Below are 24,639 nucleotides of genomic sequence, written 5' to 3'. Positions count from 1 at the left end.
AGGCAACACAATGGAAAATTTAGATAAGCAGGAATATAATATCACTATCTACACAGAGAACCAGGTTGGTCTTTTAAACAGAATAGCTATTATATTTACACGTAGAAAAATAAATATCGACAGCCTGAATACCTCTCCGTCTGAGATTGAGAGTATCCACCGCTTCAATATAGTTATAACCGAATCGGAAGAAGTTGTACGCAAACTAACCCGCCAGATAGAAAAACAGGTAGAGGTACTAAAGGTATATTACCACACCAATGCCGACGTGATCTGGCAGGAACTGGCGCTGTACAAAGTATCAACCGACGTAATTGCCGAGAAGGTAAGCGTTGAGCGTTTGCTGCGCGAAAATGGTGCACGCGCGGTAGTTATCCGTAAGGATTATACCGTGTTTGAAACCACCGGCCACCGCGAGGAGACCGACAACCTTATAGCCATATTGCAACCATTCGGACTGATAGAGTTCGTACGTAGCGCACGTGTGGCTATCATTAAAGATAGCGAAGGCTTCAACAGCAAACTACGCGAGTTTGAGCGTTTAGAGCCGGGCGAAGAAGTGGTAGAGAATGAGTATTTGAATAAGGGTAGTAAGGTGTTTACGATGTAATACCCCAACTACGATTGTCATTGCGAGCGTAGCGTGGCAATCGCACGGAGAAAGGTAGACGACATGCATAGTTCGCGATTGCTTCGTCGTTCCTCCTCGCAATGACAAAAGAGTATTAATAAATTAGTAACATAAACCGATCGTTCGCAAGCATCGATCAATCAAATCAATAAAAACAAAAACAATGGCAAAATTAAATTTCGGCGGAACTGAAGAAAATGTAGTTACCCGCGAGGAGTTCCCTCTATCGAAAGCTCAGGACATCCTGAAAAATGAAGTAGTAGCTGTTATCGGTTACGGTGTGCAAGGCCCGGGCCAGGCGCTAAACCAAAAAGACAATGGCATCAACGTAATTGTTGGTCAGCGTAAAAATTCAAAAACATGGGATAAAGCTATTGCTGATGGCTTTGTACCGGGCGAAACCCTTTTTGAAATTGAAGAAGCTTTAGAGCGTGGCACTGTTATTTGTTATTTATTAAGTGATGCTGCACAGATCGCTTTATGGCCAACTGTTAAAAAACACTTAACCCCGGGTAAAGCATTATACTTCTCTCACGGTTTCGGTATCACTTTCAACGAGCAAACCGGTATTATCCCTCCTGCTGATGTTGACGTATTCCTGGTTGCGCCTAAAGGTTCAGGTACTTCATTGCGTCGTATGTTCTTGCAAGGCCGTGGCTTAAACTCTAGCTACGCTATCTTCCAGGATGCTACAGGTAAAGCTTTTGAGCGTGTTATCGCTTTAGGTATTGCTGTTGGTAGCGGTTACCTGTTCGAAACAGATTTCCGTAAAGAAGTTTATAGCGACTTAACCGGCGAGCGTGGTACTTTGATGGGTTGTATCCAGGGTATCTTTGCTGCACAATACGAAGTATTACGTGCAAACGGTCACTCTCCGTCTGAGTCATTCAACGAAACTGTTGAAGAGTTAACTCAATCGTTAATGCCATTAGTTGCAGAAAACGGTATGGACTGGATGTATGCTAATTGCTCAACTACTGCACAACGTGGTGCTTTAGATTGGTGGAAACCTTTCCGCGACGCTACTAAACCGGTATTTGAAAAACTTTATGACAGCGTTGCTACCGGCAAAGAGTCACAACGTTCAATCGACCTGAACAGTAAAGAAGATTACCGCGAGAAACTAGATGCTGAATTAGCAGAACTACGCGAAAGCGAATTATGGCAAGCAGGTAAAACCGTACGTAGCTTACGTCCGGAGAACCAGGCTGTAGAAGCATAATAAGGTAAAAGCTGAAAGGCGAAAGCTAAAAGCTAATTGTCATTGCGAGGAGGTACGACGAAGCAATCGCGAATAACATCTTCGCGATTGCCACGCTACCGCTCGCAATGACATAATTAAAAATATTTAAACAAACAAAACATATGTTACACGATCCAAACCGAGTCTACGTTTTTGATACCACGCTGCGCGATGGCGAGCAGGTACCGGGCTGCCAATTAACTACCCCTGAAAAGATAGAAATTGCACGCGAACTGGAGGCCCTGGGAGTTGACATTATTGAAGCCGGTTTCCCGATATCAAGCCCCGGCGATTTTCAAAGCGTGGTAGAAATATCAAAAGCCGTGAAAAACCCAACCGTTTGCGCGCTTACCCGTGCCAACAAAGGCGATATTGATGCAGCGGTCGAATCATTAAAATATGCCAAACACCCGCGCATCCATACCGGCATCGGATCGTCGGACATGCACATCAAACACAAATTTAACAGTACCCGCGAAGAGATATTAGAGCGCGCTGTTGAAGCTGTTAAATACGCTAAAAAATCTGTTGAGGACATTGAGTTCTACGCGGAAGACGCCGGCCGCGCCGACGTTGTTTACCTGGCACAAATGGTTGAAGCAGTAATTGCAGCCGGTGCTACGGTAGTAAACATCCCCGACACCAACGGCTACTGCCTGCCCGACCAATACGGCGCAAAAATAAAGTTCCTGAAAGAGAACGTTAAAAACATTGATAAAGCCATTATATCTGTGCATTGCCATAATGATCTGGGCTTAGCTACAGCTAACTCGGTTGCAGGCTTGCAAAACGGTGCCCGTCAAATTGAGGGTACTATTAATGGTATTGGTGAGCGTGCGGGAAACACTTCTATTGAGGAAGTTGTGATGATATTGAAAACTCACCAGGTTTTAGGCTTACACACCAACATCAACGCTAAGAATTTTTATGAGTTGAGCCACATGGTAAGCTCGCAAATGCGCATGCCGGTACAGCCAAACAAGGCTATCGTTGGCAGCAACGCGTTTGCACACAGCTCAGGCATCCACCAGGATGGTTTCCTGAAAAACCGCGAAAACTACGAAATTATCCGCCCCGAGGACGTTGGCTTCCCAAGCGCTACTATTGTGCTTACAGCCCGCAGCGGCAGGCACGCGCTTAAATTCCACCTGGAGCGTTTAGGTTTTAACCTAAGCAAGGAGGAACTGGCCGATGCTTATCACCGCTTCCTTACCCTGGCAGATAATAAACTGGATATAAATGATGAAGACTTGCAAGGCCTGATGGCATCTGCTAAAGTTTAAGTTTTAGTGATCAGTTGACTAGTTAATTAGTGATTAGTTGACCATCTCAGATAAAAATAATAATAAAGAGTAAAAAGTATAAGTGGTAAAAAGACAGGGACTAATTAACTAATCACCAGTTAACTAATCACTGATCATCCAATCACTAATTAACTAACACAAACAATGAGCAAAACATTATTTGATAAGGTGTGGGACGCACACGTTGTACGTAAAATTGAAGATGGCCCGGATGTGCTGTTTATCGATCGCCACCTTATCCACGAAGTAACCAGCCCGGTTGCCTTTTTGGGCTTAAAAACCAGGGGCATTAAGGTATTATACCCTAACCGTACATTCGCTACGGCCGACCACAACACGCCAACCATTAACCAGGACAAGCCGGTTGCCGATCCACTTTCGGCTAACCAGCTGCATATGCTGGAAACCAACTCGGCCGAGTATGGTATCAGCCACTGGGGCTTGGGGCACCAAAAAAATGGTATCGTGCACGTTGTAGGTCCGGAGTATGGTATTACTCAGCCCGGCGCAACTATTGTTTGTGGCGATTCGCACACCTCTACACACGGCGCTTTCGGTGCCATCGCGTTCGGCATCGGTACTTCCGAGGTTGAAATGGTGTTGGCTACGCAGTGTATCATGCAGCCTAAACCTAAAAAAATGCGCATTAACATTAATGGCAAATTAGGTAAAGCAGTTACGCCAAAAGATGTGGCTTTGTTCATCATCTCAAAACTGACTACATCAGGCGCTACAGGTTATTTTGTAGAATATGCCGGTGACGTGTTTGAGAACATGACCATGGAAGGCCGTATGACGGTTTGTAACCTGAGTATTGAAATGGGTGCCCGTGGCGGTATGATCGCTCCGGATGAAACCACCATCAACTACGTTAAAGGCCGTGAGTTTAGCCCTAAAGGCGAGGCTTGGGATAAAGCATTAGCTTACTATAAAACTTTAAAAACCGACGAAGGCGCTATCTTCGATAAAGAATTAACTTTCGATGGTTCGTCTATCGAACCGATGATCACCTACGGTACCAACCCGGGCATGGGCATGGGCATATCAAGCGATATCCCGGATGCAGAGCAAGTTGAAGGCGGTGTGGCTACTTATGAGAAATCATTAGGCTATATGGGCTTCCACGAAGGCGATAGTATGATAGGCAAACCGGTTGACTATGTATTTGTTGGCAGCTGTACCAATGGCCGTATCGAGGATTTCCGTGCGTTCACTTCGTTAATAAAAGGCAAACACAAGGCAGATAATGTTACCGCCTGGTTAGTACCGGGATCGCACATTGTTGAGGCGCAAATTAAAGAAGAAGGTTTACTGGATATCCTGAACGAAGCAGGTTTCGAACTACGTCAACCAGGCTGTTCAGCTTGTTTGGCCATGAACGACGACAAGGTACCTGCCGGCAAATACGCCGTAAGTACCTCAAACCGTAACTTCGAAGGCCGTCAGGGCCCGGGCTCACGCACCATGCTGGCTAGTCCGCTGGTTGCAGCCGCAGCCGCAGTTACCGGCGTAGTTACCGATCCGAGAACTTTAATTGAAGCGTAAATAGTCCGAAGTCTTAAGTCGGAAGTCAAAAGTAAAATGACTCAGAACTTAAGACTCAAGACTCAAGACTAACAAAAAATGGCTTACGATAAATTTAATATACTTACAAGCACCGCGGTACCGCTTCCTATCGAGAATGTGGATACCGACCAGATCATTCCGGCGCGTTTCCTGAAAGCTACCGAGCGTGTAGGCTTTGGCGATAACCTTTTCCGCGACTGGCGCTATAACCCGGACAATACCCCTAAACAGGATTTTGTATTGAACGACCCTACCTACAGTGGTAAGATACTGGTTGGCGGTAAAAACTTTGGTTCTGGTTCATCACGCGAACACGCGGCATGGTCTGTTTACGACTATGGCTTTCGTGCCGTAGTTTCCAGCTTTTTTGCTGATATTTTTAAAGGTAACTGCTTAAACATTGGCGTATTGCCGGTACAAATAAGCGCTGAGTTCCTGGAAAAGATCTTCGCGGCAATCTACGCTGATCCTAAAACTGAATTGGTGATCGATCTGCCGGCTCAAACCATCACCCTGTCAACCACAGGCGAATCGGAAAGCTTTGACATCAACGGCTACAAAAAGAACAATATGCTTAACGGCTTTGACGATATCGACTATCTGCAAAGCATTAAAGGCGATATAAAGGAATTTGCTGAGCAGCTTCCGTTTTAAAAAACACCACGTCATTGCGAGGTACGAAGCAATCTCTACATAGGATATTCCAACCTGAAAAGTTTAGAGATTGCTTCGTACCTCGCAATGACGGCTTTTTATTGCTGGTGAATTGATCGCCACAAACAATAACAAATGACCCGCAGGAAAATAGAGATCATGGATACCACCCTCCGCGACGGAGAACAAACGTCGGGGGTATCGTTTTCCATATCAGAAAAACTAACCATAACCCAGCTTTTACTGGAAGAACTGAACGTTGACCGGGCCGAGATCGCATCGGCCCGCGTGTCTGACGGCGAATTTCAGGCCGTAAAAGCTATTATGGATTGGGCCAACGCCAATGGCCATACCAAGCGTATCGAGGTGCTATCGTTTGTTGATAACGGTGTATCTATTGATTGGATGGTGAAAGCCGGCGTTAAAGTACAAAACCTGCTAACCAAGGGATCATTAAACCATCTTACCCATCAGCTTAAAAAAACACCTGAGCAGCATTTTGCCGAAATTGCAAGTGTGATTTCCCAGGCCGCAGAACATGGTATTGAGACAAATGTGTATTTGGAGGACTGGAGCAACGGCATGCGTAATTCATCAGAATACGTTTACCAATATCTTGATTTCATCACGCAGCAACCTGTTAAACGTGTTTTATTGCCGGATACTTTAGGCGTGTTAACGCCGAAGGAAACCGCGCTATTCCTTATCCAGCTCATCAATAAATACCCTAACACACATTTTGATTTCCACGCCCATAATGACTATGACCTGGGAACAGCCAACGTGTTAGAAGCAGTTAAAGCCGGCGTACACGGGCTGCACTTAACCGTTAACGGTATGGGCGAACGCGCGGGCAATGCCGCCTTAGCCAGTGCTGTAGCAGTGATCAACGATTTTGTGCCTGAGGTAGAGATCGGGTTGAAAGAGAAATCAATTTACTCAGTTAGTAAACTGGTGGAGACTTTTTCAGGCGTACGCATCCCATCCAACAAACCTATTGTTGGCGAGAACGTATTTACCCAAACCGCCGGCATTCATGCCGACGGCGACAATAAAAACAATCTTTATTTTAACGATCTGCTGCCCGAACGTTTCGGCCGCAAGCGCGAGTACGCGCTGGGTAAAACATCGGGCAAAGCCAATATTGAAAAAAACCTGCAGGAATTAGGCTTAAAGCTTAATGATGCCGACCTGAAAAAAGTTACTCAACGCGTTATTGAGCTGGGCGACAAAAAAGAAACGGTTACCAAGGAAGATCTTCCCTACATCATATCCGACGTGTTGGATAGCAACCTATACGACAAAAAGGTAACTGTAGAATCGTACGTGTTGATGCACTCTTTAGGTTTACGCCCTTCGGCCACTATAATGGTAAACATTGAGGGCGAAAAATTTGAAGAGAACGCGCAGGGCGATGGGCAGTTTGATGCTTTTATGAAAGCCTTAACCAAGGCCTACACCAAGAAAAAACGCAAACTACCTACGCTGATAGACTACGTAGTTCGCATAGCCCCGGGTAGTGCTACAGACGCACTTTGCGAAACCATCATCACCTGGGAAACAGACAGCAAAAAATTCATCACCCGCGGCCTGGATTCGGATCAAACCGTATGCGCTATTAAGGCTACGGAGAAGATGCTGAATATAATATAGAGGGAATCAAGACGCGGGCCGGTGTCATGCTGAGCTCAGTCGAAGCATGAGGGCAAAGGCCTTTACGCTCACCCTTCGGCGGAGCTCAGGATGACAGCCCAGCGCACCAAAAGAATTTAATTGAAGTACTTAAAATAAACATACTCTGAAATGAAACTAAATATCGCCCTTTTAGCAGGAGACGGAATAGGCCCGGAAGTAATTGACCAGGCTGTTAAAGTATCAAACGCCATTGCGCAAAAGTTTAACCACGACATTGCCTGGACATCGGCCCTGACCGGCGCTGCCGCTATAGACGCGGTAGGCGAGCCCTACCCGGATTCGACCCATGACGTTTGTATGGCTGCCGACGCGGTATTGTTTGGCGCTATTGGTCACCCGCGTTTTGATAACGACCCTACTGCGCCTGTTCGCCCGGAGCAAGGTTTATTGAAAATGCGTAAAGCCTTAGGTTTATACGCTAACGTGCGCCCTACTTTTACCTTCCCGTCATTGATCGACAACTCACCGCTTAAACGTGAGCGTATTGAAGGAACTGACCTGATCATTCTGCGTGAGTTAACAGGTGGTATTTACTTCGGCGAGCGTGGCCGTAAAGACGACGGCAACACCGCTTTCGATACTTGTACTTACACCAAAGATGAAGTACAGCGTTTGGCTAAACTAGGTTTTGAAATGGCTATGCAACGTGGCAAAAAACTGTGCTGTGTTGATAAAGCAAACGTATTGGAAACCTCTCGCCTATGGCGCCAAACGGTTCAGGACATGGAAAAAGACTTCCCTGAAGTGACCGTAAGCTATGAATTTGTTGACGCGGTTGCTATGCGTTTGGTACAATGGCCAAGCAGCTATGATGTGATCATCACCGAAAACTTGTTCGGTGATATATTGACCGATGAGGCATCAGTTATATCCGGTTCAATGGGTTTAATGCCTTCTTCATCAATAGGTGTGCATACATCGCTATTTGAGCCTATCCACGGCTCTTATCCGCAAGCGGCTGGTAAAGACATCGCCAACCCATTAGCTACCGTCCTGTCAGCTGCTATGATGTTTGAGGATGCTTTCGGTTTGAAAGAAGAAGCCGAAGCTATCCGCGCGGTGGTTAACAAATCATTGGCAGAAGGTATCGTAACCGAGGACCTTGCAGGCAAAAACAAAGCCTACAAAACCAGCGAAGTTGGTGATTGGTTGGCGAAAAACGTGTAACAACACCCTACGCGCGCAGGGTGTCATGCTGAGCTCCGTCGAAGCATGAGCGTCGGCCCTCGCAAGTAGCCTTCGACGAGGCTCAGGCTGACAACGCTCTTTTGTTCCCGTTAGGAAAAATATATACTACCTTTATACCCTAAAACCGTTATTCAAAAAATAACGGTTTTATTTTTTAATGCTTGATGCCATGGATATTAAACTGAATTTTGAAGATGCCGCCAAACGCCTGGCCGGCGTGGTAAAACACACGCCGCTGGAGTATAACGCCGGACTGTCGAAAAAATATGAATGCGAGGTCTATTTAAAGCGCGAGGACCTGCAAATTGTACGCTCGTACAAACTGCGTGGTGCTTACAATATGATCAGCCAGTTAACTGCCGATGAATTGAGCCGTGGCGTGGTTTGCGCCAGCGCGGGTAACCATGCGCAGGGCGTGGCGTTCAGTTGCAGTAAACTGGGTGCTAAAGGTGTGATCTTTATGCCCGAGATCACCCCCAAACAAAAAGTAAAGCAAACCGAGATGTTCGGTGGGGATAATATAAAGATTGTTTTGGTGGGCGATACTTTTGATGATTGCCTGATGGAGGCCCTGGCCTATACCCAAACGCATAACATGACCTTCATCCCTCCTTTTGATAACTCCAGCATCATCGAGGGCCAGGGAACCGTTGGTGTAGAGATACTGAATGATCTACCCGATGTAGAAGCCATCATTATGCCCATTGGTGGTGGTGGTTTAGCAGCGGGTGTGGGCACTTATTTAAAAGACAACAATCCCAATATCCTGCTTGCCGGTGTTGAACCCGAAGGCGCCCCATCCATGCTTAAAGCTTTTGAACATGGCGGCCCGGTTACCCTGCCAGAGATCAATCGCTTTGTTGATGGTGCGTCCGTAAAACGTGTGGGTAATTTAACCTATGAGCTTTGCACAAAGGTACTGGACGATATGCTGCTCGTCCCCGAAGGTAAAGTATGTACCACTATCCTAAAATTGTATAACGAGGATGCCATTGTAGTTGAACCCGCAGGCGCTTTATCAGTAGCGGTACTCGATGCTTATGCCGATAAGATCAAAGGCAAAAAGGTTGTATGCGTAATGAGCGGTGGTAATAACGACATTGCCCGTATGCAGGAGATAAAAGAAAAGTCTTTGTTATATGAAGGCCTGAAACATTACTTCATCGTCCGTTTCCCACAGCGCCCGGGTGCTTTGAAGTTGTTTGTGAACAGCGTGTTGGGGCCGCAGGATGATATTACACGATTTGAATTTATCAAGAAAACGGAGAAAGAGCAAGGGCCTGCATTGGTAGGTATCGAACTAACCAATAAAGAGGATTACAACGGTTTATTGGCCCGCATGCGCGAGCATCGTTTTGATATTATTGAGTTGAACAGAGATCAGACTTTGTTTGAGTATTTGGTGTAACCCAAAAATGTCATTTCTCACTACGTTTCGAAATGACAATCCTGTTTTGTTACTGCGCCACCAACTTCGGCAACTTACGCTGATCTGCCGGCAAGGCTTTGTATTTCTGGTATGAATCATTAATAAATACCGCTATTGACGGACCGTTATTATTTTTAACGTACTCATAAGTTGGGCGGTACAATAACATAAAATTAGACAGCTCCTCTCCTTTTAAAGGTACAATACTGCCAACATAACTTTTGGTGTATACTTCGTCAACCTGGCGCTCCTGCTCCTCACGGGCGAAATATTTTTTCAGGCGGCGGGCGTTTCTGCCTTCGGCAGAGAACCAAGTGCTTGGCGATAGTACATATACTTTACTACGGGTGTATACTTCAGGATACTCTACACGTGGGTTAAAGTTTTTGCGACTATCAGTAATACTTACTTCCTTTAAGGCTATAGCCAGTGATTTTAATTCAATACGTTTGGCTTTGTCTATATCGGTAACAAATAAAGTATCAGACACATATCCCGGCGAATAGAAGATTACCACATTACCGTTAGCAGCCGGTATAGTAAACTTACCATTATCATCGGCCAAACTCAATTGCTTATTGTTTGTGTTCTTAATGAAAACATTTGGCAGCTTTTGGCCGGTTCCTTCTTCATAAATAGTACCTCGTAAACTTTGCGCGTTTACTGCGGCGGCGGCGATAGCGAGCAGTGCAGTAAGGATGATATAGCGTTTCATGGCGTGTATAATTATGCAGTTAATATAGGCCTTATTCCGTCAATAAAGGTCATTCTAACATAATTTAACAATTGTTGTACCAATAAAAAACCCGGCCTAAACCGGGTTTCTTAATATTACTTTTTCCAGACGTTGTTTGCCGGGTTAAAATCAGGCAATTGCTTGTCAGGATCGTAGGTGATCGACTCAATTTCCTCGGTCGAAGGATATTTGAATGTCCAGCTTACGTTACGCTCCCATATTTCAACAGGTAAGTTAACGCGGTCGGTCTTGCCGCTTTTTAATTTAATTTCCAGGATAACAGGCATCGCCATTTTCTCCAGGTTATCAATAGTGATCAAAGCACCTTTGGTCGGATCATCAGCTATATATTTAGCGCCACGTACTGATACGTCTAAACGCCAGTTATTCACAAACCAACCTCTCCAGAACCAGTTCAGGTTTTCGCCGCCAACGTTTTCCATCGTACGGAAGAAATCGTCAGGTGTAGGGTGTTTAAATGCCCAACGCTTAATGTAAGTTCTGAAAGCGTAATCAAAACGCTCAGGACCTAAGATCTGATCGCGCAGCAAATTTAAACCGGCACCAGGTTTAGCGTATAATAAAGTACCAATATTTGGCTCTTTCATGTTATCAGCACCGCTTAACATGGTCTCTAAACCCGGGCGAGTGTATGCAGCACCTGCGCGCTGTAAATCAGTAGCGTTAGCTGGTTTGTACTCGCCGTTGTTAAATGCAGCGGTTGACAGACCGTTAATAAAAGTATTGAAACCTTCGTCCATCCAACCATACAAACGCTCGTTTGAACCAACGATCATCGGGAACCAGGTATGACCAAATTCGTGATCGTTTACACCCCACAGGCTGCGGCCGTTGGCACGCGCACCGCAGAATACAATACCAGGATATTCCATACCACCCGGTGTACCTGCAACAGCAGTTGCATTACCATAAGGAAACTCGAACCATTTTTTTGAGTAATGCTCTATAGAAGCTTTTACATACTCGGTTGAACGACCCCAGGCGGCCTGGCCATCGCTTTCAACCGGATAAGCTGATATTGCCATACCTTTGTGGCCGGCTACATTCATTTTAGCAGCATCGATAATAAATGCTGATGAAGCGCCCCAAGCGCAATCGCGGGCATTTTTAATTTTAAAGTGCCAGGTTAGCTCAGCTTTACCTGCCGGACGTGACGCCGGAGAAGTAACCTCGGCAGCCGAACGGATGATAACCGTTTTGTCGCTTTGCGCGGCTTGTGCCCAACGTTTTTGTTGCTCGGCAGTGTAAACCTCTTGCGGGTTTTGTAATTCGCCAGAGCATACTACAATGTCCTTAGCAGGCGCTGTGATCTTGATATCAAAATCGCCATACTCTAAATAAAACTCAGCCGGACCGGTGTATGGAAGCGGGTTCCAGCCGGTTACGTCATCATATACACACATACGTGGGTACCACTGCGCTATCGTAAATACTTTACCGTTCTTAGTTTCCAGGATACCCATACGGTCTGATCCGTACATTGGTGATATGAAAGAGAACTCGATCTTCAATTTCAATTTACCACCGTTTGCGGTAACGCCAGCCGGCAGAATTACCTGCATGCGTGTATCGTTTATCAGGAATTTAACATCGGTAGCTGTAACGGTTTTGGTACCGCTTAATACTTTAACCGATTTAATTTTATAACCAGCATCAAACACCTGGCCACGGCCACCATTGCGGCTTACACCCGGGCCAATAATAGCCTGACCTCTTGAATCCTGTTTGAATAAATTCTGATCCAGTTGCATCCAAACAAAATCCAGTTTTTGCGGGCTGTTGTTGGTATAGGTTAAAACCTCGGTACCGGTAATTTCGTTGGTGTTATCATTTAAACGGGCGCTTAACTCATAGTCGGCGCGGTTTTGCCAGTATTTTGGGCCCGGCTCGCCGCTGGCGGCGCGGTATTCATTTCCGTTTTGGGTATAAAATAGTGGAGCAAATGCATCATGGTAATCATATTTGGTTGGGGGTGCATTTGGGTCTGGCGGTGCCAGTGTTGGGCGCTGTGCGCTGGCGGTATTAATGCCAGCAAAAATAGCCAGGGCAAGCCCGGCAAATTGGTTTAATTTCATCAGTTAATTTTAAATTAAAACGTAAAAATATAAAAATATCGTATTCAAACTACACGTAATACAATTATTACGAGTGGGTTTGCACACCATACCATAAGCATAAAAGACAAAAAAAGGATGCCTGTGTTGCATCCTTTCTCATATAATTTTTAGCTATTAAAAATGTTCTTTATAAACGCCTTCATCAAACCCGAAGAATAAAAAGTCGCCATCCTCTATAACCGGGCGTTTTATCATGCTGGTTTTTTCTTGCAGCAGTTGTAAAGCATCGGCTTTAGTTTTGATGCTGTCTTTATGGGCTTGGTCAAGCTGTTTCCAGGTAAGGCCCTGTTTGTTCATAAACTTTTCGTAACCGGCTTTGGCATCCCATTCGGCCAGTTTTTCGGCAGATACACCCAGTTTTTTAAAGTCGTGAAACTCGTATACTACGTTGTTCTGTTTAAACCAGTCGAGCGCTTTTTTAACTGTATTGCAATTGGTAATTCCGTAAACTTTCATGCTGCTATTTTACACAAATAATGCCAAAGGTGCCGCTTAATTTTTACTACCGCTGCTGGTATCATCATTATTAATACCGCGCTGGTTTTTCTTTATCTCGCTGTTTAGCTTACCGAACTTGTAATTTATGCCGAAGTTGAATGTGCGATAAAAATTGTAGCGGGTATTATAGGTACGCACGTTAGGTGTTTCGGTAAAAAAGTCGAGCTTGTTAAACTCGGCAAAAGGGTTGTTAACGCCTATGTTAACCGTTAGTTTTTTCTTAAACTCTTTTGATGCGCTTAAGCCGTTACCAAAGTAAAAATTGTCCCTGCCCTGCAGCATGACATAGCGGCTATCATAACCAATATTCATACCCAGGCGCAGGCCGTTATCAAACTTGTAGCTGGTGTAAGTAAACATATGGCCCTGCTGCCCACTGTTTTTATACATCTGGCCATTAACAGTACCTTCCAGCCAAACCTGCATAATCTCGGCATTAATATTAACGTTTAGCTTGGTGGTGATGGGGTAATTCATATTAAAATCGAAACCCCAGCTGCGGTTTTTGCCTACGTTGGCAAAAGTTGTTGTCGTTACGTTGCCACTCACCGTTTGCACGTCCTGTATGGTGTTGTTGGCAAAGGTATAGTTTGTACTAATGTTAATAGATCCTTTTTTAAACGTACCATAGCTCAACTCGATGTTGTTGGTAACAGCCGGTTTCAGATCAGGGTTACCCATGCTAATGTATTGTTGGTTTGACCTGTCGGTAAAAGGGTTTAACTGCCAGATGCTTGGGCGCTGTATACGTTGGGTATAACCCAAAGTTAAATTGCTGGTAGTAGTTAAGCTGCGCTGCGCCGAAAAAGACGGCACTACATTATTATATTTTCTATCCAATGCACCGCCCGCCATAGCGGTAAAGTCTGCATCAATAGCCGTACGTTCAAAACGAACGCCGCCTTTAAAAGTGTATTTCTCAAACTTAACCTGATAGGTGTTGTAAACGGCATACACGTTTTGATGATAATCAAAATTATTAGTTTGCTTAGGGTCGGTGTTGTATACCCCCGTGGTACTTAACGTGTCGTTTCTAAAATCGCTGAAGTTATTACGCAATATCATTTTTCCACCGGCTTCCATAGTTACTTTTTTGAAAGGCTGCACATAGTCAACCTGCGTGGTATACTCCTTTGAGCCGGAGTTGTTATACTGGCGATAATCGGGCACGGTGTACCCGAGGCCATGATCGGATGTAACGCCATTAAACTGCCTGTTTTCCGAATTGCTGTATTTGTAAGAGATGGTTAGTAATTGATCTTTACTGCGTTTAAAACCCAATTGGTAGTTCACCCCCAGGTCATAACCTTTAAAACCAAAATTACCGTCGTTAAACAAATTATAGCTTTGTGTTGGCGTTTGAGCAGCATTGCGCGCTGTAGTAAACTGCTCTATATCAGTTTTACCATCGCCTTTGTAAAGATTAAAAGTACCGGTTAATAAATTCAGGGTATCAATTTCAAAGCTAAGTTCGTTACCTGTATACGTATTGTTGTTGCGGGCATATCGGGCACCATTTTGTAGCAGGGTTGATGTAACTACATTGGTGCCGGGTTGAAAAAAGGTACTCCCGTTTTCAAACGGCGCGCGTAAAGCTTTTCTATCGCCATAACCTACGTAGCCTGCATAGCCTATTTTACCCTGCTTAACGGTAAGGTTCAAATTGGTACGATAACCCCATACCGAATTGTAGTTAGCGTTAAGCGAACCGTTATAACCCTGGTCGGCATTTTTCTTAGTGATGATGTTGATGATACCGGCCAAACCTTCGGCATCATACTTAGCCGGCGGCGTGGTGATCACTTCTATTTTCAAAACGTTCGAGGCGGGCATGGCCTTTAATATATCCGAAGGATTTTTGGCGGTTAAAGCTGATTCCTTTCCGTTGATCAATATCTTATAGTTCCCGCTGCCGCGAAGTTTGATATTATCCTCACCATCAACAGATAGTAAAGGGACCTTACGCATCATATCCAGCGCGGTGATGGCTTTGCTTTCCGGGTCGGCCTGCACGTCATAACTTAGCCTGTCTACCTCTTGTTTCATCAAAGGTTTAAAACCAACAATAGCTACGGCGGCTAATTCTTTAGTGGTGGGTTGTACTTTTAATTTACCGAGATCAGCGTCGGCAGAACCGGCAATTTTAATGCTTTTGGTAGTGTAGCCAACAAATGTTAATATCAAATTATAGGCTTTGCCCGATGGCGCGGTTAAAGTAAAGCTGCCATCATCTTTAGTCAGCGAGGCTTTAACGGGCGATTGAGTTTGGGGATCCTGCAGGGCCGCGGTTAAGTAGCCTACAGGCGTATTGGTTACCGAATCCACCACGGTACCTTTAATAGTAATGTTTTGAGCAATTGTAGCGGCAGATAGGCAGCACCCCACCAGGGCAAGTAGAAGTTTTTTCATATATGTTATACTCCGTAGACGCACAGCAAAACCGATTGGTGACAGCGTTTCGAAACAAAAAACGGTGATAGAAACAGGGGGAAGCTGGTTTATCAGTACAGGTGTTTGTTTACGGCTCAGTTAATGTGTTTGGTTATAAGACGCTAAATTATCCTAACCGTTACACAAAAACCAATGTTTTAACATCCTTTAACCATTATATAACATAGTTTAACAAAAATTTACAATTGGACGGGCCTACTTGTTAAATTTCGTCATGGTCAATTCGGTACCAATAGCTGCAAAACTTTTGATCATCTCTATCGAGCGTTCTATCAGCGCGGGAAGTTCAGGCTGTTCATCGGCATCAAAACCGCTTAACACATAATCAACCTGCCGGCCTTTAGGGTAATTATCGCCCACACCAAAACGCAGTCGGGCGTAATTGTTATGGCCAAGGGTAGCTTCAATATTTTTAAGGCCGTTATGGCCCGCGGCACTTCCTTTAGGTTTAAGACGAAGCGTGCCGAGTGGCAGGGCAATATCATCAACCAACACCAGTACATTCTCTACAGGTATTTTCAACTCCCTCATCCAGTGGTTAAGGGCCTTACCGCTCAGGTTCATATAAGTAGTTGGTTTGATTAGGTGCAGGGTGCGACCTTTATGGCCAACCTCGGTATAATAGGCCAGGCGCATGTTGCTGAATTTTGCGCCTTCCTGTTTGGCCAATTCATCCAATATCATAAAACCTATATTATGCCTTGTATCGGCATATTCAGGACCAATGTTACCTAAACCTACTACCAGATATTTCATACTGTCATTACCCTCGTTATTAACAGGCACGGGCCGGGGTGCAGGCTTTGGTGCCGGCTTAGCTTTCTTAAAAAATTTACTAAAGTAGAGCTTAGCCATAATTATGCTGCGAATATATCAATTCCTTAAAAAACAAAAGCGACAAGTAGTTAAACTTGCCGCTTTTGAAGTCTGTGGACCTCTAAAAGATTACTTTCCTTTAGCTGCTTCCTGCTCTGCCTGACGCAATGCACGTGAAGTAGTTACAGAAACGATAGTATCGTCTTTAGTGTTAAGGATAGTAACGTTAGGGAAGCTAACTTCGCCAACTTTTACTGATTTACCTACCTCTAAAGCGGTAATCGGAACTTCAATAAAGTCTAAGTGATCTTTAGGTAAAGCTTTAACACGCAGCTTACGTAATTTTTGTACCAGTTTACCACCCACTTTAACACCTGGAGAAGTACCGGTTAATTTAACAGGGATCTCGATGGTTACAGGTTTAGCCTGATCCAATAATAAAAAGTCAACGTGGATGATCTGCTCAGTTAATGGATGGAACTGAAGATCTTTAATGATAGCTTGTGATTTAACACCAGCAATGTCAAGGTCGATGAAGTGAACAACCGGAGTGTAAACAACGGCTTTCAAATCAGCTGCGGACACAGAAAAGTGGCTTTGAGTAGCACCACCGTAAAGCACTGCAGGCACCAATGATTGGTAACGCAGCTCTTTCGCGTCTCTTTTCCCTACGTTCTCTCTTGGAGAACCGCTAATAGCAATTGATTTCATTTTAATTATTTATTGTATTTATTTATTAAGCCTGCTTCGCGCAGGATATCTTTACCCTTAAAGTCCTCCCCTTTGGGGAGGATTAGGAGGGGTCTATATTTTAAACAACTCGCTTATCGAGCCGTGTTCGTTAACGTTACCTATCGCTTTAGCAAACAGCTCGCCGCATGATAATACGGTTATCTTAGGGCTGGTTTGTCTAAGCGGGATAGTATCCGTAACGATCAACTCTGTTAAAGCCGAGTTTTCAATCGTTTCGTATGCGTTGCCCGATAATACAGGGTGCGTACAAACCGCGCGTACGCTACGTGCACCTTTATCCATAATTAACTGTGCCGCTTTGGCCAGGGTGCGTGCCGTATCGCAAATATCGTCTATCAAAACAATGTCCTGACCTGTTACATCACCTATCAGCGTCATTGATTCGATCTCGTTGGCGCGTTTACGTTGTTTATCGCAAATTACTACCTCGGCGTTAAAGAACTTGGCAAAGCCACGTGCGCGGTACGAGCCACCCATATCAGGCGACGCGATGGTTAACCTATCCAAACCAAGGCTTTTAATGTATGGCACGAAAATGATCGAACCATCCAGGTGATCAACCGGGATATCAAAAAAGCCTTGTATCTGCGCGGCGTGCAAATCCATGGTCATGATACGGTCGATACCTGCAGCTACCAATAAATTAGCAACCAATTTGGCGCTGATAGCAACACGCGGACGATCTTTTCTATCCTGACGGGCCAAACCAAAATAAGGAATAACAGCGTTAACGTGGTGAGCAGATGCACGGCGGGCAGCATCTATCATCATCAATAACTCCATTAAATTATCATTGGGCTGGTGGGTTGATTGGATAAGGAAAACATCACAACCACGTACAGATTCGTTGTAGCTAGGCTGAAACTCGCCATCACTAAAACGTGCTAAAGCCGATTGACCTAATGGCTGACCATAAGCATCGGCAATTTTCTCAGACAGCTCTACCGAGCCTGAACCTGAAAATAACTTAACCGTGTTGAATTGTAATGGCATCGTTTTATATCGGATATCTGATTTACAATTTCGAATTTACTTATTTCGTATTAGCCTATAAAAAAATTTCGGATTTCATCCCGATAGTCATCGGGACCGAAATCCGAAATCTTAATGTTGCCCGACCAGGATTCGAACCTAGACAAACGGTACCAAAAACCGTCGTACTACCATTATACTATCAGGCAATCTCCACATTCGTTACTTGCGTTCCGAAAAGGTTTGCAAATATAAGACGAATTTTTCAAGTACGAAATAGAAATTTTAAAAAAACTTAACACACAATCCACGTATTTACCTAGCGCCTGAAAATCAGCATGAATAATTTTATCAGCGGCAATTTTATCAGGTATTTTTCTGTTAAAAAATGCTAAATCCATCCGCCGGGGTTATTATATAGGTTTTGTTTTATTAATTTCGGCACTGATAAAATATACCTAGTGTAAATTTCACCATGAATTATAATAAAATTAATAATGCCTTTGGCTGGCTGGCCTTTGCTATTGCCGCTATTACGTACACTTTAACCCTTGAACCATCATCAAGTTTTTGGGATTGCGGCGAGTTTATTGCCTGTATCTATCGCTTACAGGTAGCGCACCAGCCGGGCGCTCCTTTGTTTACCATGCTGGGTAAAGTGGTTTCGCTGCTTTCATTTGGCGATGTAACCAAAGTAGCCTACTGGACCAACATGGCCTCGGCCCTGTCAAGCGCGGCTACCATCCTGTTCCTGTTTTGGAGCATTACCGCACTGGTGAAAAAGATTGTTATCAAAACCAAGGAAGACCTGACGCAAACCAACCTGATATTAATTATAGGCTCGGGTTTGGTAGGTGCTTTAGCTTATACATTTTCTGATACATTCTGGTTCTCGGCTGTCGAGTCGGAAGTTTACGCGCAGTCTTCGCTGTGTACCGCCCTGGTATTTTGGGCCATTTTAAAATGGGATGCCCACGCGGATGAGCCGGGCGCCGATAAATGGATCATTTTTATAGCTTATGTAATGGGCTTATCTATAGGTATCCACTTGTTAAACTTGCTGGTTATACCGGCTATAGCGTTGGTTATCTACTTCCGCAAAGTTAAAAATGCCACTACCGGCGGTGCCGTTAAAGCATTGTTGATTGGCTGCGTTGTAGTGGCCGCGGTGCTGTGGGGCATTATACAATATACCGTAAAAGGTGCCGCATTCTCTGATCTGTTCTTTGTAAATACCCTGGGTATGGGCTTTGGCAGCGGCGCTATTGTGTTCTTTATATTACTGATAGGTACCATTGTTACCGGTATTTTATTCACCATAAAACCATCGCAGGTATTGGCTATCGCTACCGCGGTGTTGTTTACCTTGGTGTTAACGATCAGCGCCGGCATTTTTGGTATCATAGCTGCCGCAATCATCATCGTAATACTTGAGTACATTGTTAAAATACGCGAGCGCCGTTTCGCTTTAAATACATTTTTGATCTGTACCGCTTTTATATTATTTGGTTACAGCTCATTTGTGATGATCGTTATCCGCGCTAAAGCGGGTACCAACTTAAACAACAGCGATCCGCAGGACGCCTTTGCTCTGAACGGTTACCTTAACCGCGACCAGTATGGTGATACCCCGTTAATGTTTGGCCAGTACTTCGATTCAAAACCTATTGACCAAACCGAAGGTGCCCCGATGTACAAACGCGGTAAAGACAAGTACGAGATCATCGGTAAAAAAATGAATACGGTTTATGATCGTAATACTATCTTCCCGCGTATGTTTAGCGACAAAGCCGGTCACCCGCAGTTTTACCGCCAGTGGACACAGCTAGGCGAAACCGAAAACCCAACCTTCGGTACTAACCTGGAATTCTTCCTGTCGTGGCAGGTTAACCAGATGTATACCCGTTACTTCCTGTGGAACTTTGTTGGTCGTGCCAACGAGTTTGACGGCCAAAGCAACACGCTTGACGGCAGCTGGCTCAGCGGATGGAACATGGGTAAACCATTACCAAAAACCGTTACGCTAAGTAAATCATACAACCGCCTGTTCTTTTTACCGCTGATATTAGGCTTACTAGGTGCGGTATATCATTTCAGACGCAACCAGCGAGACGCCGGTATAGTTGGCGTGCTGTTCTTCTTTACAGGTGTGGCTATTTTGCTTTACCTTAACCAGGACCCACTACAACCGCGTGAGCGTGATTATGCCTATGCCGGTTCATTCTACGCCTTCGCAATCTGGATTGGTTTGGCTGTACCATTTATTGCCGAACTCATTAACCGTAAAAAGGTAGCTGCAAGTGGTGCTATATTGGCTACCGTAGTTTGTTTAGCTGCCGGCCCGGCGCTGATGGCCAGCCAGGAATGGGATGACCATGATCGTTCAACAAAAATGACACCGCATGATATGGCTTATAATTACCTCATGTCTTGCGCGCCAAACGCTATTTTGTTTACTTATGGCGATAACGACACCTACCCGCTGTGGTACATACAGGAAGTGGAGAATGTGCGCCCGGATATCCGCATAGTAAACATGAGTTTGCTGGGCACCGATTGGTACATCCGCCAGATGAAAACCAAAATGAACAACTCAGACCCATTGCCTATCACCATGGATAACGATAAGTTTAAAAGCGGTGTGCGCGATGTGTTGTATTTTAATGACGCAAAGATTCCTGAATCTGTTGAAGTAAAAGAGGTGTTTGACTTTATGCTGTCGGACAATAAAGATGCTAAAGCGACTTATGATAACGGCGAATCCGTTAACTATCTGCCAACAAAAAACCTGAAGCTTACCGTTAACGCCGATGATGTAATTAAAGGCGGAACCGTAGCGGCAGATCAGCGCGATAAAATTGCACCGGTAATTGAGTTTAAATACCCGGGCAACTATGTAGCTAAAGATAACCTGGCCCTGCTGGATATTTTAGCGCATAACAACTGGAAACGCCCGATATATTTTACCGTTACCGTACCTACCGATAACATGATAGGTTTGGATAAATACATGTATACCGAAGGTTTCACCAACCACCTGATCCCTATTAAACCGGATACCACGGCCAATGCCTTAGATGCACCTAACACCCCGGTATTGATGAAAAACGTGCTGAACAACTTTAAATGGGGTAACATGAAAGCGGCTAAATACCTTGATCATGAATCTATCACCATGTTCTACCCGTTAATCACCCGTACTTTTGTTACGCTGGTTGATGGGTTGCTGAAGGAAGGCAAAACCGATATGGCTAAAAAAGCGCTTCAAAAATACATGGAAGTAATGCCTGAAACGGTTCCGGTATCTGAAGTAGCCGTGCGTAAATATTACCTGGCGGAAGCTGCCTACCGCATTGGCGAAACCGCTATTGCCGATAAATTGATAACACAGGTTGACGATTACGTTGCCGATAACCTTGGCTACAACTACATCCTGTACAAAGACGGCAAAGCCGATATGCGCGACCGCGATTTCCAACTGAGCTTCTCGCTGTTAAACGGTATAGTTGGTTTAACTAAGGACTATAACAAAACCGGCCTGGGCGCTAAGTTTGAGGGTCAGCTGAAGGATTTCTCAACTAAGTTTGGCGTGCCTTTGGAGAATAAACAGTAATTGTCACTAATGATATTGAAAAAGCCCGGCATGTTAACATGCCGGGCTTTTTATGTTTAAACCGAATGGGTGTCACCCTGAGCTCCGTCGAAGGGTGAGCGTAAAGGCCTTTGCCCGCATGCTTCGACGGCGCTCAGCATGACACCCTCCTTACGTTATCAGCCAGCCAATTGCTTTGTCATTTCGAACGAGGAACGAGTGAGAAATCTTGTACGACAATAAAGTAGCCGATCTGTCGCTCGTATAAGATCTCTCCCGTTGGTCGAGATGACATATTTTGAATTAAATTGTGCGCCAAAGGGTGCGCCACTTTTAAAAAGTGTAAACTTTGATAAATATTAACTTATTGATAATTAACACCTTAAAAAAATTTAAGGGTGTGCCGCATTGCGCCGCTTTTTCAAACAACTAATTGAATATCAAATATTTATAAAAAAACAGTGCGCCACTTGCGCCACTTTAAAAGTGGCGCACCCTGTAAAACCAAAAACGGCCGCAATCACTCGCGGCCGTTTCGATATCAAAGCAGGGAAAAGGAATTATCCCTCTACCACTACACCCATATTGCAAAACTTATCAATACGCTCGTTAACAAGCTCGGTGATATCGCGCTCTTTTAGGGTTTTCAGGTCTTTTAACAACTGTTTTTTAAGGATGGCAGCCATAGCGACAGGGTCCTGGTGTGCACCGCCCAGTGGTTCTTTAATAACGCCGTCTATCAGCTTGTTTTTGTACATCTCGGTTGATGTAAGCTTCAGCATCTCGGCAGCACGTTCTTTATGCTCCCAGGTTTTAAACAGGATGGTTGAGCAGTTCTCGGGCGATATAACTGAATACCATGAGTTATCCAGCATCATCACTTTATCGCCAATACCAATACCTAATGCACCGCCAGATGCACCTTCGCCAATAACCACGCAAATAACCGGTACTTTAAGTATCGACATTTCCAGCAGGTTACGGGCAATAGCTTCACCCTGGCCACGCTCTTCAGCCTCCAGGCCCGGGAATGCGCCCGGCGTGTCTATCAGCGTAACAACAGGCTTGTTAAATTTCTCAGCCAATCGCATCAGTCGTAAAGCTTTGCGGTAACCTTCAGGGTTAGCCATACCAAAATTGCGGTATTGCCTGTCCTTAGTGTTACGGCCCTTTTGGTGACCGATGAACATCACCGTTTCGCCGTTTAGCGTACCAAAACCACCTATAATGGCTTTGTCATCACCTACGGTACGGTCGCCGTGCAGTTCAATAAAATCATCACACATTAGCTCCAAATACTGCAAAGTATAAGGGCGTTCGGGATGACGTGATATTTGTACTTTTTGCCAACCGGTAAGGTTGCCGTATATTTCTTTTTTAGCTGTATCTAACTTAGCTTCCAGTTCGTTCACGGTGGCCGACATGTCGAGCTTGTTCTTCTCTTCCATCTGCTTCACCTTTTCTATCTGCTGTATTAAGTCAGCCAAAGGCTTTTCAAAATCAAAACTAATTTTCATATCAATTAATCAGGGCGCTAAATTAAGTAAATCCAATGGCATATTTGCAACCTAAAATAAAGGCAACCCGCATTGCAAGGTGGCGCTTCCCTCCTGTTTTATACAAACAAAAGCAGTGCCGCGAGCTACTTGCGGCGCAAAATAGCCTCTAAACTAGTTATTTGCTGCGGGGTAAGCAGTTTTTGCGTAGCGAAGCAGGCCTGTAAAATGGCGTTCTTTAATTCGCCCTGGTAAAGGCCGTAGCGGTTGGTATAAAACACCAGGTTGCCATCATTCATTTTATTATAACGAAACAGGCTGTCCAGTTTCTTCTCGGTATCAATTACCGATCCGCCAATTTGCAATCTTCGTCGATGCATGGCTGTGTTAAGCTCGGTTATCTTTTTCACCTGTATGGGGCTCAGGTCAAGTTCGGCTTTATATTTAAGTACCTTATCAGGCATGGGGTAATGGTTCATCTCGGCCACGCGGGCCATATCGTCTGATGCCTCACCCTTTAAATAATCCTGATACTGCTGGTAAGTTAACGTACGCACCGGCGAGCGTTTAACAAGGCTATCCGGCATCTGAGCATGGGCATTTAAAGTGCAAAAAGCAAGTGCACTGCAAAGTAGTGTTTTAAGCATGTAACTATTGGTTTTCATCATAACGCTGTTACGGCTTTATTGTTTAGATTTGAGAAGTGGGATATGAGATTTGAGATACTATCAAATTGATGATTCGTCAATGTCAATCTTATATATCTTAATCACAAATGCCCTGTCTCACGTCTCACGTCTCATATCTCATATCTAACCCATGGACGCTCAAGACGTAATAGACCTGCTTAAAGAAAAGGCCGAAGCCAAATATCACACCGGCATGCTACGCTTTGGTATTGCCAATGATAAGGCATTGGGCGTTAAAATTCCCGAAGTGCGCAAACTGGCGAAGCTGATTAAAAAAGATCACCAACTGGCCCAACAACTTTGGGACACCGGTGTACACGAGGCGCGCATACTGGCATCAATGATTGATGACCCTAAACAGGTTACCACCCAACAAATAGATGCCTGGACCAAAGATTTTGCCAGTTGGGATGTATGCGACCAGGTATGTGGCAACCTGTTTGACCGTACACCTTATACGGTAGATAAAGCCATTGAATTTAGCGCTCGCGAGGAAGAGTTTGTTAAACGTGCCGGTTTTGTACTCATGGCCGAATATGCCATCCACAACAAAAAAGCCGACGACCTGGTATTTATCCAATTCTTCCCCATTATGGAGCGCGAAGCCTGGGATGATCGGAATTTTGTGAAGAAAGCTGTGAACTGGGCCCTACGGCAAATAGGTAAACGTAATAAAACCTTGCGCCCGCTAGCCATTGATTGCGCCCAACGCATACTGCAACAGGATAGCAAGGCAGCTAAATGGATAGCTAATGATGCCTTGCGGGAACTAACCGGTAAAGCTTAAC

19 protein-coding genes and 1 tRNA gene are annotated in these 24,639 nt (G+C 44.7%); 10 read left to right on the top strand and 10 right to left on the bottom strand.

What is annotated here, in order from left to right:
• Nucleotides 1-10: 10 nt before the first annotated feature.
• The 8 genes from ilvN to ilvA all read left to right on the top strand — a co-directional run bounded on the left by ilvN (nucleotide 11) and on the right by ilvA (nucleotide 9,689).
• Entirely contained in the window at nucleotides 11-610 is a 600-nt protein-coding gene (gene ilvN, locus AC59JT_RS03140; RefSeq protein WP_497396041.1) for an acetolactate synthase small subunit, read from the top strand.
• 184 nt (nucleotides 611-794) lie between these two features.
• Nucleotides 795-1,853: a ketol-acid reductoisomerase gene (ilvC, locus tag AC59JT_RS03135; protein ID WP_497396039.1), complete on the top strand. Its 1,059-nt coding sequence runs from the start codon at nucleotides 795-797 to the stop codon at nucleotides 1,851-1,853.
• A 143-nt stretch (nucleotides 1,854-1,996) separates the two neighbouring features.
• Nucleotides 1,997-3,157, top strand: coding sequence for a 2-isopropylmalate synthase (locus AC59JT_RS03130; protein WP_497396037.1), 1,161 nt, complete (start codon nucleotides 1,997-1,999; stop codon nucleotides 3,155-3,157).
• Nucleotides 3,158-3,322: 165 nt separating this feature from the next.
• Nucleotides 3,323-4,723, top strand: coding sequence for a 3-isopropylmalate dehydratase large subunit (gene leuC / locus AC59JT_RS03125; RefSeq protein ID WP_497396035.1), 1,401 nt, complete (start codon nucleotides 3,323-3,325; stop codon nucleotides 4,721-4,723).
• A gap of 78 nt (nucleotides 4,724-4,801) precedes the next feature.
• Nucleotides 4,802-5,398 carry a 3-isopropylmalate dehydratase small subunit gene (gene leuD / locus AC59JT_RS03120; protein ID WP_497396033.1) on the top strand — a complete coding sequence of 199 codons (597 nt, stop codon included), beginning with the start codon at nucleotides 4,802-4,804 and terminating at the stop codon, nucleotides 5,396-5,398.
• A gap of 135 nt (nucleotides 5,399-5,533) precedes the next feature.
• A complete protein-coding gene (locus AC59JT_RS03115; protein ID WP_497396031.1) occupies nucleotides 5,534-7,051 on the top strand; it encodes a hydroxymethylglutaryl-CoA lyase-like TIM-barrel protein in 1,518 nt (505 codons plus the stop codon).
• 150 nt (nucleotides 7,052-7,201) lie between these two features.
• The gene (gene leuB, locus AC59JT_RS03110) at nucleotides 7,202-8,260 is read left to right on the top strand and encodes a 3-isopropylmalate dehydrogenase (RefSeq protein WP_497396029.1); all 1,059 of its coding nucleotides are present in this window, start codon (nucleotides 7,202-7,204) and stop codon (nucleotides 8,258-8,260) included.
• A 190-nt stretch (nucleotides 8,261-8,450) separates the two neighbouring features.
• The gene (gene ilvA, locus AC59JT_RS03105; RefSeq protein WP_497396027.1) at nucleotides 8,451-9,689 is read left to right on the top strand and encodes a threonine ammonia-lyase IlvA; all 1,239 of its coding nucleotides are present in this window, start codon (nucleotides 8,451-8,453) and stop codon (nucleotides 9,687-9,689) included.
• 49 nt (nucleotides 9,690-9,738) lie between these two features.
• Here ilvA and AC59JT_RS03100 read toward each other — a convergent pair whose 3' ends face one another.
• The 8 genes from AC59JT_RS03100 to AC59JT_RS03065 all read right to left on the bottom strand — a co-directional run bounded on the left by AC59JT_RS03100 (nucleotide 9,739) and on the right by AC59JT_RS03065 (nucleotide 18,283).
• A complete protein-coding gene (locus tag AC59JT_RS03100; protein WP_497396025.1) occupies nucleotides 9,739-10,425 on the bottom strand; it encodes a peptidase associated/transthyretin-like domain-containing protein in 687 nt (228 codons plus the stop codon).
• Between the two features lie 116 nt (nucleotides 10,426-10,541).
• Nucleotides 10,542-12,542 carry a M1 family metallopeptidase gene (locus AC59JT_RS03095; protein ID WP_497396023.1) on the bottom strand — a complete coding sequence of 667 codons (2,001 nt, stop codon included), beginning with the start codon at nucleotides 12,540-12,542 and terminating at the stop codon, nucleotides 10,542-10,544.
• A gap of 156 nt (nucleotides 12,543-12,698) precedes the next feature.
• Nucleotides 12,699-13,040 (bottom strand): Spx/MgsR family RNA polymerase-binding regulatory protein, encoded by a 342-nt coding sequence (locus AC59JT_RS03090; RefSeq protein WP_497396021.1) that lies wholly within the window; start codon nucleotides 13,038-13,040, stop codon nucleotides 12,699-12,701.
• Between the two features lie 36 nt (nucleotides 13,041-13,076).
• Entirely contained in the window at nucleotides 13,077-15,491 is a 2,415-nt protein-coding gene (locus AC59JT_RS03085) for a TonB-dependent receptor (RefSeq protein ID WP_497396019.1), read from the bottom strand.
• Between the two features lie 237 nt (nucleotides 15,492-15,728).
• Entirely contained in the window at nucleotides 15,729-16,289 is a 561-nt protein-coding gene (gene pth / locus AC59JT_RS03080) for an aminoacyl-tRNA hydrolase (protein ID WP_497399327.1), read from the bottom strand.
• A gap of 189 nt (nucleotides 16,290-16,478) precedes the next feature.
• Nucleotides 16,479-17,060 (bottom strand): 50S ribosomal protein L25/general stress protein Ctc, encoded by a 582-nt coding sequence (locus AC59JT_RS03075; protein WP_497396017.1) that lies wholly within the window; start codon nucleotides 17,058-17,060, stop codon nucleotides 16,479-16,481.
• A 93-nt stretch (nucleotides 17,061-17,153) separates the two neighbouring features.
• Nucleotides 17,154-18,095 (bottom strand): ribose-phosphate pyrophosphokinase, encoded by a 942-nt coding sequence (locus AC59JT_RS03070; protein ID WP_497396015.1) that lies wholly within the window; start codon nucleotides 18,093-18,095, stop codon nucleotides 17,154-17,156.
• A gap of 117 nt (nucleotides 18,096-18,212) precedes the next feature.
• Nucleotides 18,213-18,283: transfer RNA gene (locus tag AC59JT_RS03065), tRNA-Gln, on the bottom strand.
• A gap of 266 nt (nucleotides 18,284-18,549) precedes the next feature.
• Between AC59JT_RS03065 and AC59JT_RS03060 the strand changes: the two genes are divergently transcribed.
• Complete coding sequence (locus AC59JT_RS03060) at nucleotides 18,550-21,687, top strand: glycosyltransferase family 117 protein (RefSeq protein WP_497396013.1); 3,138 nt, start codon at nucleotides 18,550-18,552, stop codon at nucleotides 21,685-21,687.
• A 539-nt stretch (nucleotides 21,688-22,226) separates the two neighbouring features.
• Here AC59JT_RS03060 and AC59JT_RS03055 read toward each other — a convergent pair.
• Complete coding sequence (locus tag AC59JT_RS03055; RefSeq protein WP_497396011.1) at nucleotides 22,227-23,183, bottom strand: acetyl-CoA carboxylase carboxyltransferase subunit alpha; 957 nt, start codon at nucleotides 23,181-23,183, stop codon at nucleotides 22,227-22,229.
• Nucleotides 23,184-23,308: 125 nt separating this feature from the next.
• Entirely contained in the window at nucleotides 23,309-23,809 is a 501-nt protein-coding gene (locus tag AC59JT_RS03050) for a hypothetical protein (RefSeq protein WP_497396009.1), read from the bottom strand.
• Nucleotides 23,810-23,981: 172 nt separating this feature from the next.
• Between AC59JT_RS03050 and AC59JT_RS03045 the strand changes: the two genes are divergently transcribed.
• Nucleotides 23,982-24,638, top strand: a complete 657-nt coding sequence (locus tag AC59JT_RS03045) for a DNA alkylation repair protein (protein ID WP_497396007.1) — start codon at nucleotides 23,982-23,984, stop codon at nucleotides 24,636-24,638.
• The last annotated feature ends 1 nt before the right edge of the window (nucleotide 24,639 follow it).

This window comes from Mucilaginibacter sp. A3364, from assembly GCF_059690715.1.
Note: the sequence above shows the minus strand (reverse complement) of the source record. Positions and strands in the feature narration are given on the sequence as shown.

Excerpts from the sequence above, each read along its gene's own strand:
- ilvN (WP_497396041.1), top strand. The coding sequence starts at position 11 with ATGGAAAATTTAGATAAGCAGGAATATAATATCACTATCTACACAGAG.
- ilvC (WP_497396039.1), top strand. The coding sequence starts at position 795 with ATGGCAAAATTAAATTTCGGCGGAACTGAAGAAAATGTAGTTACCCGC.
- AC59JT_RS03130 (WP_497396037.1), top strand. The coding sequence starts at position 1,997 with ATGTTACACGATCCAAACCGAGTCTACGTTTTTGATACCACGCTGCGC.
- leuC (WP_497396035.1), top strand. The coding sequence starts at position 3,323 with ATGAGCAAAACATTATTTGATAAGGTGTGGGACGCACACGTTGTACGT.
- leuD (WP_497396033.1), top strand. The coding sequence starts at position 4,802 with ATGGCTTACGATAAATTTAATATACTTACAAGCACCGCGGTACCGCTT.
- AC59JT_RS03115 (WP_497396031.1), top strand. The coding sequence starts at position 5,534 with ATGACCCGCAGGAAAATAGAGATCATGGATACCACCCTCCGCGACGGA.
- leuB (WP_497396029.1), top strand. The coding sequence starts at position 7,202 with ATGAAACTAAATATCGCCCTTTTAGCAGGAGACGGAATAGGCCCGGAA.
- ilvA (WP_497396027.1), top strand. The coding sequence starts at position 8,451 with ATGGATATTAAACTGAATTTTGAAGATGCCGCCAAACGCCTGGCCGGC.
- AC59JT_RS03100 (WP_497396025.1), bottom strand. The coding sequence starts at position 10,425 with ATGAAACGCTATATCATCCTTACTGCACTGCTCGCTATCGCCGCCGCC.
- AC59JT_RS03095 (WP_497396023.1), bottom strand. The coding sequence starts at position 12,542 with ATGAAATTAAACCAATTTGCCGGGCTTGCCCTGGCTATTTTTGCTGGC.
- AC59JT_RS03090 (WP_497396021.1), bottom strand. The coding sequence starts at position 13,040 with ATGAAAGTTTACGGAATTACCAATTGCAATACAGTTAAAAAAGCGCTC.
- AC59JT_RS03085 (WP_497396019.1), bottom strand. The coding sequence starts at position 15,491 with ATGAAAAAACTTCTACTTGCCCTGGTGGGGTGCTGCCTATCTGCCGCT.
- pth (WP_497399327.1), bottom strand. The coding sequence starts at position 16,289 with ATGAAATATCTGGTAGTAGGTTTAGGTAACATTGGTCCTGAATATGCC.
- AC59JT_RS03075 (WP_497396017.1), bottom strand. The coding sequence starts at position 17,060 with ATGAAATCAATTGCTATTAGCGGTTCTCCAAGAGAGAACGTAGGGAAA.
- AC59JT_RS03070 (WP_497396015.1), bottom strand. The coding sequence starts at position 18,095 with ATGCCATTACAATTCAACACGGTTAAGTTATTTTCAGGTTCAGGCTCG.
- AC59JT_RS03060 (WP_497396013.1), top strand. The coding sequence starts at position 18,550 with ATGAATTATAATAAAATTAATAATGCCTTTGGCTGGCTGGCCTTTGCT.
- AC59JT_RS03055 (WP_497396011.1), bottom strand. The coding sequence starts at position 23,183 with ATGAAAATTAGTTTTGATTTTGAAAAGCCTTTGGCTGACTTAATACAG.
- AC59JT_RS03050 (WP_497396009.1), bottom strand. The coding sequence starts at position 23,809 with ATGCTTAAAACACTACTTTGCAGTGCACTTGCTTTTTGCACTTTAAAT.
- AC59JT_RS03045 (WP_497396007.1), top strand. The coding sequence starts at position 23,982 with ATGGACGCTCAAGACGTAATAGACCTGCTTAAAGAAAAGGCCGAAGCC.